At 74.9% G+C, this 10,503-nt stretch carries 9 protein-coding genes; 2 read left to right on the top strand and 7 right to left on the bottom strand.

Annotation, left to right across the window (positions count from 1 at the left end; translation table 11 throughout):
- Window positions 1-44 precede the first annotated feature (44 nt).
- Window positions 45-395, bottom strand: a complete 351-nt coding sequence (locus ACWD4U_RS04455; protein WP_363450143.1) for an MGMT family protein — start codon at window positions 393-395, stop codon at window positions 45-47.
- A 134-nt stretch (window positions 396-529) separates the two neighbouring features.
- Here ACWD4U_RS04455 and ACWD4U_RS04450 point away from each other — a divergent pair, with 134 nt between their 5' ends.
- On the top strand, window positions 530-3,223 hold the full coding sequence (locus ACWD4U_RS04450; RefSeq protein ID WP_449787103.1) for a lysylphosphatidylglycerol synthase domain-containing protein: 2,694 nt from the start codon (window positions 530-532) through the stop codon (window positions 3,221-3,223).
- Here ACWD4U_RS04450 and ACWD4U_RS04445 read toward each other — a convergent pair.
- The 6 genes from ACWD4U_RS04445 to ACWD4U_RS04420 all read right to left on the bottom strand — a co-directional run bounded on the left by ACWD4U_RS04445 (window position 3,220) and on the right by ACWD4U_RS04420 (window position 9,607).
- Entirely contained in the window at window positions 3,220-3,438 is a 219-nt protein-coding gene (locus tag ACWD4U_RS04445) for a Rossmann-fold NAD(P)-binding domain-containing protein (RefSeq protein ID WP_363450147.1), read from the bottom strand. The genes ACWD4U_RS04450 and ACWD4U_RS04445 overlap by 4 nt on opposite strands.
- Before the next feature lie 64 nt (window positions 3,439-3,502).
- A complete protein-coding gene (gene moeZ, locus ACWD4U_RS04440) occupies window positions 3,503-4,681 on the bottom strand; it encodes an adenylyltransferase/sulfurtransferase MoeZ (RefSeq protein WP_363450149.1) in 1,179 nt (392 codons plus the stop codon).
- A gap of 161 nt (window positions 4,682-4,842) precedes the next feature.
- Window positions 4,843-5,787 carry an NAD-dependent epimerase/dehydratase family protein gene (locus tag ACWD4U_RS04435; RefSeq protein ID WP_363450151.1) on the bottom strand — a complete coding sequence of 315 codons (945 nt, stop codon included), beginning with the start codon at window positions 5,785-5,787 and terminating at the stop codon, window positions 4,843-4,845.
- 106 nt (window positions 5,788-5,893) lie between these two features.
- Window positions 5,894-6,838, bottom strand: a complete 945-nt coding sequence (locus ACWD4U_RS04430; protein WP_363450153.1) for a hypothetical protein — start codon at window positions 6,836-6,838, stop codon at window positions 5,894-5,896.
- On the bottom strand, window positions 6,835-8,406 hold the full coding sequence (locus tag ACWD4U_RS04425) for a DUF3492 domain-containing protein (RefSeq protein ID WP_363450155.1): 1,572 nt from the start codon (window positions 8,404-8,406) through the stop codon (window positions 6,835-6,837). The genes ACWD4U_RS04430 and ACWD4U_RS04425 overlap by 4 nt, the downstream gene beginning before the upstream one ends.
- A 280-nt stretch (window positions 8,407-8,686) precedes the next feature.
- Window positions 8,687-9,607 carry an alpha/beta fold hydrolase gene (locus ACWD4U_RS04420; RefSeq protein ID WP_363450157.1) on the bottom strand — a complete coding sequence of 307 codons (921 nt, stop codon included), beginning with the start codon at window positions 9,605-9,607 and terminating at the stop codon, window positions 8,687-8,689.
- Window positions 9,608-9,813: 206 nt separating this feature from the next.
- Here ACWD4U_RS04420 and ACWD4U_RS04415 point away from each other — a divergent pair, with 206 nt between their 5' ends.
- Window positions 9,814-10,470: a TetR/AcrR family transcriptional regulator gene (locus tag ACWD4U_RS04415; protein WP_363450159.1), complete on the top strand. Its 657-nt coding sequence runs from the start codon at window positions 9,814-9,816 to the stop codon at window positions 10,468-10,470.
- Window positions 10,471-10,503: the final 33 nt, after the last annotated feature.

The following is a 10,503-nucleotide window of genomic DNA, read 5'->3' as shown; positions in this document are numbered from 1 at the left end:
CTACGATCCTGCACCGTCAGTCCCCGGCCGCGCTCGGCTTTCGGTCAGTCCGTCCCGTCCCAGCGGGCGGTCCGCAGGTCGACGCGCGGTTCGCCGCCGGCGGTGGTGCGCAGCGGGGTGCCCTCGGAACGGTACTCCGGCAGCGCCCGGTGCTCGTGGCCGGGCAGCGGGCGGCCGTCCGCGCGGATCACCCGCCACCAGGGCACCGAGCCGCCGTACAGCGCCATCACCCGGCCGACCTGGCGGGGTCCGCCGCGGCCCAGGTACTCGGCGACGTCTCCGTAGGTCATCACCCGCCCCGCCGGGATCCGCTCGGCGAGGTCGAGCACCGCCTCGGCGTACGGCGGGAGTTCGGGCGCCTCGGCGGCGTCGTCGGGCTCGGTCATCCGACGCATTCTTCCCCATCCGGTCGATTTCCAGCACCCCGTGCGGGCGACCCGCCGCGCGGGATACCGCCCCTGGCCCGCACGGGGCGGGCGGGCATGGCAGCATCTTCGGGGCGACGCGAACGACGAGGAAACCAGAGCAGATGACCGGGACGGCAGAATTGAACGTGGACGAGGACTCCGGGGAGTCCGCCACGCCCGGTTCCGCCGGCCGGGGCGGGTACGCCCCGACGGTCTCCCTGCGCCACGGGGCGCGGGACACGCATCACACGGGGGAGGACACGGTGGCCGCTCAGCAGCCGCCGGACGACGGGCCGGCCGACGACCGGCCGCCGGAGCCGCCGGCCGAGGAACCGGCCGGTGAGTACCTGGCGGTCGACGAACCCCTGCTGCCGCCGCGCGCCCACCGACCGTCCGATCTGCTGCGCTTCCTCGCCGGGCTGCTCGGCATCATCGCGGTGTTCGTGCTGGCGCAGGTGGCGGTCTCCACCACCACCGGCATCGAGAACGACATCACCGTCAACGCCAAGCGCATCCCCGGCGTGCTCTCCACCATCGCCGCGCTGGTCTCCTCCATCGCGGTGCTGGCGGTGCCGCTGGCCTTCGCGGTGGAACGGCTGATCAAACGCGACGGCCTGCGCGTCGCCGACGGCGTGCTGGCCTCGGTGCTGGCGTACGGCGTCTCGCTGGGCGTGGACTGGTGGGTGGCGGCCAGCGCGCCCGACGCGATCCGCAACGCGCTCACCCAGTTCCCACCGGGCGGCGGGGAGACCCTCACCGACCCGGTGCACGGCTACCTCGCCCCCGTGATCGCCTACATGACCGCCGTCGGCATGTCGAGCAGACCCCGCTGGCGGGTGGCGCTGTGGGTGGTGGTGATCCTCTCCGGCGCGACCGAGCTGATCAGCGGCTACACCACCCCGCTGTCGCTGCTGCTGACCGTGCTGATCGGCTGGTCGGTGGCGTACGGCACGCTGTACGCGATCGGCTCGCCGAACATCCGGCCGACCGGGCAGCACCTGATGATCGGCCTGCGCAAGGTCGGCTTCGTGCCGTCCGCCGCGCACCTCGCCCCGGACGCGCCCGGCGGCACCCGCCGCTACCTGGTCACCCAGCAGCACGGCCCGCTGCTGGACGTCCACGTCATCGACCGCGAGCAGCAGGCCTCCGGCTTCTTCTACCGGGCCTGGCGCCGGCTGCGGCTGCGCTCGGTGGCGGTCCGCCGCAGCCCGCAGTCGCTGCGCCAGGCGCTCGAACAGGAAGCCCTGATCGCGTACGCCGCGGCCGCCTCCGGGGCCCGCGCCCCGCAGCTGGTGGCCACCTCCGAGCTCGGCCCGGACGCGGCGATCCTGGTCTACGAGAACGTGGCCGGCCGGACCCTCGACGAACTCGACGCCGAGGAGATCACCGACGCGGTGATGGCCTCGTTCTGGGAGTCGGTGGCCACCCTGCACGAGCGCCGGATCGCGCACCGCCGGCTCACCGGCGAGTCCCTGCTGGCGGTCGACGACAAGACCGGCTGCCTGGTCAACCTGTCCGGCGGCGACATCGCGGCCGGCGACCTGACGCTGCGCATCGACGTCGCCCAGCTGCTCACCACCTTCGCGCTGCGGATCGGCCCGGAGCGGGCCGTCGCGGTGGCCACCACGGTGCTCGGGCCGACCCGGGTCGCCGAGGCGCTGCCGCTGCTGCAGCCGGTCGGCCTGAGCCGGCAGACCCGCGCCGACCTGCAGCGGATGACCAAGGAGCGGAAGGCCGCCGCGCAGGCGCTGGCCCTGGAGCAGGTCGCGGCCGGCGAGCGCACCCAGCAGCAGGCCGAGGAGGACATCGCGCAGGCCGGCGAGGACCTGCTGTCGAAGATCCGCGGGCAGATCCTGGCGATCGTCCCCGAGGCGCCGATGGCCCCGGCGAAGCTGGAACGGCTCAAGCCGAAGACGCTGATCATGGTGGTGGCGCTGACCTTCGCCGCCTACCTGGCGCTGACCACCATCCGCCCGGACCAGTTCAAGGTCTCCCAGATGAACTGGGGCTGGGCCGCGCTGGCCCTGGCCGCCTCCGCCGTCTCGTACGTGGCCGCCTCGATGAGCCTGACCGGCTTCGTCCCGGAGCGGCTGCCGTTCGGCCGGACCGTCGCGGCGCAGCTCGCCGGCTCGTTCGTGAAGCTGGTGGCGCCCGCCGCGGTCGGCGGCATCGCGCTGAACACCCGCTACCTGCAGCGGGCCGGCATCCGTCCGGTGCAGGCGGTCGCCTCGGTCGGCGCCTCCCAGCTGGCCGGCCTCGGGGGGCACCTGCTGCTGCTGTTCTCCTTCGGCCTGATCACCGGCACCCAGACCAACGGCGACCTGGGCGCCTCCCGGGCGGTGATCATCGGCGTGCTGACCGCCGCGGTGCTCGCCCTGGTGGTGGCCGCGGTCGCGCCGCTGCGCCGGTTCGTGGTGACCCGGGTGCGCTCGCTGTTCTTCGGCGTGATCCCGCGGATGCTCGACCTGATGCAGACCCCCCGCAAGCTGGTCACCGGCTTCGGCGGCATCCTGCTCCTGACGCTCTCCTTCACCGCCTGCCTGGACGCCTCGGTGCAGGCCTTCGGCGGCGGCCACGTCACCTTCGCCGCGGTCGCGGTGGTCTTCCTGACCGCCAACGCGGCCGGCTCGGCGATCCCCACCCCGGGCGGCATCGGCCCGGTCGAGATCGCCCTGATCACCGCCCTGACGGTGGCCGGCGTCCCGGCCACCGCCGCCACCCCCGCGGTCTTCCTCTACCGCCTGCTCACCTTCTGGCTGCCGGTGCTGCCGGGCTGGGTGGCCTACAACGTGCTGCAGCGCAAGGGCGCGATCTAGCGCTGCGCGTGGACGGCGGCGATCTCCGCCAGCATCCGCTCCCACGGCACGGGGGCCAGCCCGAACAGCTCGCGGCCGGCCCGGTCGTCGAGCACGAACGGCCGCTGGAACTGGTACGCCGTCCCCCGGGCCGCGCGCACCGTCGGGTTCACCAGTCCGAGCAGGGCGAGCACCGGCCCGACCGCGCCCTGAACGCACGGGACCGCTGAACGCACGGGACCGCCCGGCCGGGGAGCTCCCCGACCGGGCGGTCATGGTCCTGCGACGTGCGGGCGTCCGTCAGTAGACGGGCTTCTCGGGCTCGATCTGGTTGACCCAGCCGATCACGCCGCCGCCCAGGTGGACGGCGTCGGCGAAGCCCGCGGACTTCAGCACCGCGAGGACCTCGGCGGAGCGCACGCCGGTCTTGCAGTGCAGCACGATCCGCTTGTCCTGCGGCAGGTCCTGCAGGGCGTTGCCCATCAGGAACTCGTTCTTCGGGATCAGGCGGGCGCCCGGGATGTTGACGATCTCGTACTCGTTGATCTCGCGGACGTCGATGATGTCGATGTTCTCGCCGCCGTCGATCCACTCCTTGAGCTGCTTGGAGGTGATCGTCGAGCCCTGGGCGGCCTCCTGGGCCTCCTCCGAGACGACACCGCAGAACGACTCGTAGTCGATCAGCTCGGTGACGGTCGGGTTCTCGCCGCAGAGCGCGCAGTTCGGGTCCTTGCGGACCTTCACCGAGCGGTACTGCATCTCCAGGGCGTCGTAGATCATCAGTCGGCCGACCAGCGGGTCGCCGACACCGGCCAGCAGCTTGATCGCCTCGGTGACCTGGATCGAGCCGATCGAGGCGCACAGCACGCCCAGCACGCCGCCCTCGGCGCAGGACGGGACCATGCCCGGCGGCGGGGCCTCCGGGTAGAGGCAGCGGTAGCAGGGGCCGTGCTCGGCCCAGAACACGCTGGCCTGGCCGTCGAAGCGGTAGATCGAGCCCCACACGTACGGCTTGCCGAGCAGCACCGCGGCGTCGTTCACCAGGTACCGGGTGGCGAAGTTGTCGGTGCCGTCCACGATCAGGTCGTAGCCGGAGAAGATCTCCATGACGTTGTCGTTGTCGAGACGCTCGTCGTGGAGGATCACGTTGACGTACGGGTTGATCTCCTTGACGGAGTCCCGCGCCGACTCGCCCTTGGAGCGGCCGATGTCCGACTGGCCGTGGATGATCTGGCGCTGCAGGTTCGACTCGTCGACGGTGTCGAACTCGACGATGCCGAGCGTGCCCACGCCGGCGGCGGCCAGGTACATCAGGGCCGGCGAGCCGAGGCCGCCGGCGCCGACGCACAGCACCTTGGCGTTCTTCAGCCGCTTCTGCCCGTCCATGCCCACGTCGGGGATGATCAGGTGGCGGGAGTACCGGCGGACCTCGTCGACGGTGAGCTCGGCGGCGGGCTCGACCAGGGGTGGCAGCGACACGAAGACTCCGATGGTCGTCAGTTTCACGTTCGACTACGCCAACAGTGTCACGTGCCCGGGGTATTCCACGGCAAGGGGTCCACTGGGTGAGATGGGCGACATCGCATGCCGAGACGCCGCCCCTCGCACCATCGCCGCTGGTCAGCCCGGGGCGGCCGGGATCAGACCCGGCAGGCGGTCTCCAGCCAGACGTCTCCCAGCGACTCCTCCAGCGGCACCTGTGTCCGCCATCCGAGACGGTCCCTGGCGGTCCGGACGTCCGCCTGCCGCCACTGCACCGGCTCCGCGGCCGGCCGGGCCTCGGCCGCGCGCAGCCCGTCCCCGCCCGCCGCCTGCGCGGGCAGCACCACCTGGCGGGCGTCCTCGATCACGGCGCCCTCGAAGCCGGAGGCCCGCACCAGCAGGTGCGCCGCGTCCCGAGCCCGCACCGCGTGGCCGCTGCCGATGTTGATCACCCCGGTGGCCGCCGAGACCGCCGCCGCCTGGATCGCCCGCGCGACGTCCCGCACGTCCACGAAGTCCCGGTACCCGGACAGGTCCGGCATCCGTACCTGCGACTCGTCCTGCTCCAGCGCCCGCCGCAGCCCCTCCGCCAGCCGCCCGAACAGCGACGCCGTCGGCGACCCCGGGCCCACCACGTCGAACACCCGCAGCACCAGCGCGTCCAGCCCCGAGCTCAGCACCAGCTCGGTGCCCGCCAGCTTCGACACCCCGTACGGCCCGACCGGGCGCGGCTCCGCGCTCTCCGGCACCGGCCCGCCCGGCGGGGTCGGCCCGTACTCCGCCGCCGATCCCACGTGCACCAGCCGGGCCGGCTCCCGGCTGCGCCGGATCGCCTCGCACACGGTGGCCACGGCCAGCGTGTTCGCCCGGATCAGCGCCCGCGACGACCCGTAGGTCGCCCCCGCGCAGTTGATCACCACCTGCGGCGCGACCGCGTCCAGGAACCGGGCCAGCGCGCCCGGACTCCCCGCGGCCAGGTCGAACCGGATGTCGGCGGCGTCGCTACGCCCCAGCACGGTCACCTGGAGCCCCTCCTCCGCCAGCAGCCGGTCGGCCACCCGCCGGCCGATGAACCCGTCGGCTCCCAGCAGCAGCACCCTCATCGGGCCGAAGTCCTTCCACGAGGCCCGGAGACGACCGGGCAGAGAGATGGGAACGGGAAACGCGCCGAGCCGAGGGCGCCGGTCCGGCGCTCGGCCCCGGCCGCCCTCACCGGTACGCCCCCGGGCGGCCGGTGAGCGGCCAGGCGGCCGCCGCCAGCAGGGCCGTCGGCCCGAGGCAGGCGGCGAGCAGTCCGCCCGGGGGCGGGGCGCCCAGCCAGTGGGCGGGGGCGGGCAGCGTGAGGGCCGCCGCACCCGCCGCGGCGGTCAGCACGGCGGTCGCGGCGGTGCCCTGCCGTCCGCCGCCGCGGACCACGGCGGCGAGCAGCAGCAGGGTGCCGAGCACCAGCAGGGCGGCCCAGCCGGTGGCGCCCGCACCGCGCGCGGTGAGGACGGCGAGCGCGGCGGTCGCGGTGAGCTGCGCCAGCACGGCCAGCGGCAGCGCGGGGCGCAGCCGGGAGCGGAACTCCCCCAGCGTCGCCGCCGTGAGCTGTCGCCGCCCGACCCGGCGCAGCCGTGCCGCGCACCAGCCGGCCGTCCCGCCGCCGAGCGCGACCGCGAGCGCCGCCCCGGGCGCCGAACCGGCCAGCAGCGCGAGCAGCAGTCCGGTCCCGGCCCCGTGCCCGAGCGCGGCCCAGGCACGTCCGGGCCGCCCCGCCGGCTCCGCGCCCGCGGCCCGCGGCGACCAGTGCTCGGCCGCCGCTCCGCCGAGCGCGCCGCACAGCACCGCGAGCGCACCGCCCGCCGCCCCGGCCCCGAGCAGGGCGACCGGCGCCAACGGCAGCAGGTGTGCGGCGAGCCCGAGGGCGGCCGGGGCGAGCGCGCGTTCGCGGACGGGCGGCGGCGACTCCTCGACCGGCGGGCGGCGCGGGACGCGGGCGTACAGCTCCTCGGCGAGGCCGAAGATGTCGGCGTGCCGGTAGCGCCCGGTGCCGGCCGTGGGCAGGCCGGAGTCCTCCAGCGCGGCGGCGATCTCCAGCGGGTCGGTGGCCTGCTCGCAGACCTCCCGGTTGGCGTCGAGCAGTTCGCGGACGGGGTCGGCGGGCGGCGTCACAGCGCCTCCGCGAGGGCGGGCCCGGCCGCCAACCGGCCGCCGCCGGCGGCGCGTTCGGGCGCGGCGGTGGCACCGGCCACCCAGTACTCGGCGGGGCGGGCGAACGGCCGCGCCTCGGCGCCGGGGCGGGCGGGGAACGCGGGGTAACGGGAGACCAGTTCGAGGTAGACCTCGCGGAAGGCACCGACCACCGGTTCCACGGCGAAGCGTTCCTGCGCCCGCAACCGGCCGGCCAGACCGAGCCGGGAGCGGCGTTCGGCGTCGCCGAGCAGCGCGAGGCAGGCCGCGGCGAGCGCCCGCGGGCTGCGCGGCGGGACCAGCAGCCCGGTCGGGCCGAGTACCTCGCGGGCCACCCCGACCTCGGTGGCGACCACGGCGCGGCCGCTGAGCATGGCGTCGGCGAGCAGCCGGGGGCTGCGCTGGGCGAGCGCGGTGAAGACCGCGGCGGTGCCGCTCTCCCAGGCGTCGGCCAGCGCGGCGGGCCGCCCGGCGAACTCGACGGCGTCGGCGATGCCGAGCCGTTCCGCGATCGCCCCGCAGTGCGCGAGGTAGCCGCGGGCGCTCTCCTCGCCGTACATCCGCAGCCGGGCGTCGGGCAGTTCGGCTCGGACGTGGGCGAAGGCGTGCAGCATCAGTTCGGGGTCGCGGCCGGGTTCCAGGGCGCCGGCCCAGACCAGGGTGGGCGCGTCGGGTTCGGCGCCGGCGGCGGCCCGGCCGGTGGCGGGGGTGCCCTCGTAGACCACCCGGGTGCGGGCGGGGTCGCCGCCGCAGCGCTGCTGCCACTGCTGGTCGTAGGCGCTGCCCGGGGTGAGCACGGCGGCCTGCCGGTAGGTCTCCTCGGTGAGCTGCCGGAAGAACGCCAGCAGCAGGGCGCGCACCGGCCAGCGGTAGGGGGCGCTGCGGTAGCCGCGGTACTGCTCGCGCAGGTGCAGCCCGTGCTCGGTGACCACGAACGGGATGCCGTGCAGCTCGCGGGCGACCAGCGCGGGCAGCGCGGCGGGTCCGCCGCCGACCACGTGGCACAGGTCGGTGCCGCCGAGCCCGGCCGCGCCGGTGCCGTACCAGGGGGCGGAGAGCGGCCGCAGGCTCTGCTCCAGCAGGTCGGCGGCGACCAGGACGTCGCAGACCAGCGGCTCGCCGGCGGCGGTGTCGGCGCCGGGCGAGCGCCAGATCCGCTCCAGCACGCGCTGGGCGTGGCCGGAGGCGAGGAAGGCGGGCAGCGCGTCGTCCTCCCGGTTGAGGGCGGCGAGCCGGTACAGGGCCGGGCCGAAGAGTCCGCGCTCGCCGGGCATCACCAGCGAGCGGATCAGCTCCTCGTAGGCCCGCTGGTAGCCGCGGCGGCGGTGCAGTGCCGGTCCGCGGCCGCCGGGGCGGCGGCCCCAGAGCGCGAGCTCGTGGACGCCGTGCGGGCCGGGCACGCCGGCCGGCGCGGCGGGGCGGTCGGCGGGGAGCAGCCGGTAGAGCCTGAACTCGTGCTCCGGCAGCCCCTCGACCAGGCGGCCGCACCAGCCGCCGTCACCACGCTGCGCGTTCGAAAGGGTGCCCTCGGTGAGCAGAGCAATGCGCACGACGCCTCCAGAGCAGAGCGTTTCGACTGGGTTCACGGCCTACGACACAGGGGATCCCGTCGGTGCTCGACGGCCGCTGAGCCGGTGTCCGCTCCCCGCGTCCGCCGTCCTCGCCGTCTCGCCCCCCACACCTGTTCGGTCCGACAACACGACGGTAGAGCGCCGGGCCGAGCCCCCTAGGAACCCGGCCCCGCTTGCCACCTGATCGAGTGAACGCCCGTGTCCTCGCCCGCACCCCCCGCGTTTCCGCCCCACGCGCCCGGCGCACGCCCTGCGCGGGCTAGCTCCGGGCGTCGGCCTCCGCGAGGAGTTCGCGCACCGCGCGGGCCACCGGTTCGGGGTGTTCGAGCATCGCGACGTGGCCGGAGTCGGGCAGCACCAGCAGCCTGGCGTCCCGGAACGCGGCGCAGGCCCGGCGCGCGGAGCGGTAGGAGACCAGCTTGTCCTTGAGCCCGTAGACCAGCAGCACCGGCGCCGTGACCTGCTCGGCCTGCCGCCACAGCGACTGCCCGCCGCGCTCGGTGTACGCGGAGACGATCCCGCGCGCGGAGCCGACCACGGCCTGCAGCGCATACGGCAGGGTGGAGCGGCGGCGGTACTCGGCGACGGCGCGGGCCCGGCGGTGCGCGGGGATGGCGGCGGTGTCGGCGTAGACGAGGCGCAGCAGTTCCTCGGTGGCGGTCTCGGCGTCGGTGCCGGAGTTGCTGCGCCGGCGGACCAGTTCGGCCAGGCCGGGGACGGCGAGCAGGCCGGTCGGCCAGGCGGTGTACTGCGGGGGCAGTTCCGGCAGGGCGGGCGAGATCAGCACCAGGCTGCGCACCAGGTCGGGCCGGAGCGCGGCGAGCCGGACGGCGACCGCGCCGCCGAGCGAGTTGCCGAACAGGTGGACCGGCCCGCGCCCGGTCTCCTCCAGGTAGCCGATCACCGCGCGGACGTGGCCGTTGAGGGAGAGGTTGCCGTCCAGCGGCGGCGCGGAGTACCCGAAGCCGGGCAGGTCGACCGCCTCGCCGTCGACGTCGGCGGAGAGTTCGGCCAGCAGCTCCAGCCAGTTGTCGCCCGATCCGCCGAGGCCGTGCACGAACAGCGCGGGCGGCAGGCCTCCGACGGGTTCGGAGTGGCGGCTGACCGCCAGCGAAGCCCCGGGCACCTCGACGGTGCGGTAGGGCTCCAGGGCGGCGAGGGGGTACTGGTCGGCGCTCATGGAGCACGATGGTAGTGAGGCCGGGCCCGCCGGCCGCGCGCCTGGCCGTCGTCTCGACCTGTGGACGAATCGGGTCGGGTCGTATTGTGGGCTCCCGACAAGGGCTGTTGTGCGCTTTACTCGGCTTCACCCGCGCACACCGGGGTTACCGAAAAGTAGAATCAGTTGCCTTGCCAGCCCAAGCTGACCGTGAAGTGAGGACCGCCGTGACGGCCATCCAGGAGGCGCAGGAGCGCCCGCGCGGTGCCCGCCTGCCGCGAAGCGCCCGCCGTGAACAACTGCTCGGTGCCGCCCAGGAGGTGTTCGTCGCCCAGGGCTACCACGCGGCCGCGATGGACGACATCGCCGAGCGGGCCGGGGTCAGCAAGCCGGTGCTGTACCAGCACTTCCCGGGCAAGCTCGAGCTCTACCTCGCGCTGCTGGACAAGCACTGCGACGCCCTGGTCGACGGCACCCGCGCCGCGCTGGAGGCGACCACCGACAACAAGCAGCGCGTCGCCGCGACCATGGAGGCGTACTTCCACTACGTCTCCAGCGAGTCCGGCGCGTTCCGGCTGGTGTTCGAGTCGGACCTGACCAACGACCCGGCGGTCCGCGAGCGGGTGGAGCGCGCCACCGACCTGAGCGCCACGCTGGTCTCCAAGGTGATCGCCGAGGACACCGACCTGCCGGAGGCGGAGGCCAAGCTGCTGGCCGTCGGCGTCTGCGGGATGGCCCAGATCACCGCCCGCTACTGGCTCTCGCAGGACGCCGAGATCCCCAGCGAGGAGGCGGTCCGGCTGGTCGCCAGCCTGGCCTGGCGCGGCCTGAAGGGCTTCCCGATGCACCCCGCGCAGGACGGCGTCGCCCAGCCCGGCGAGTGACCGCCCGGCCGCCGCGGAATCAGCCCTGAGCGG

It is taken from the genome of Kitasatospora sp. NPDC002522 (assembly GCF_053595195.1).
The sequence above is the reverse complement of the archived record's forward strand: the minus strand, read 5'-3'. Positions and strand labels throughout refer to the sequence as shown.

Coding starts and splice junctions, on each gene's coding strand:
- ACWD4U_RS04455 (WP_363450143.1), bottom strand. CDS start 395: ATGCGTCGGATGACCGAGCCCGACGACGCCGCCGAGGCGCCCGAACTC.
- ACWD4U_RS04450 (WP_449787103.1), top strand. CDS start 530: ATGACCGGGACGGCAGAATTGAACGTGGACGAGGACTCCGGGGAGTCC.
- ACWD4U_RS04435 (WP_363450151.1), bottom strand. CDS start 5,787: ATGAGGGTGCTGCTGCTGGGAGCCGACGGGTTCATCGGCCGGCGGGTG.
- ACWD4U_RS04420 (WP_363450157.1), bottom strand. CDS start 9,607: ATGAGCGCCGACCAGTACCCCCTCGCCGCCCTGGAGCCCTACCGCACC.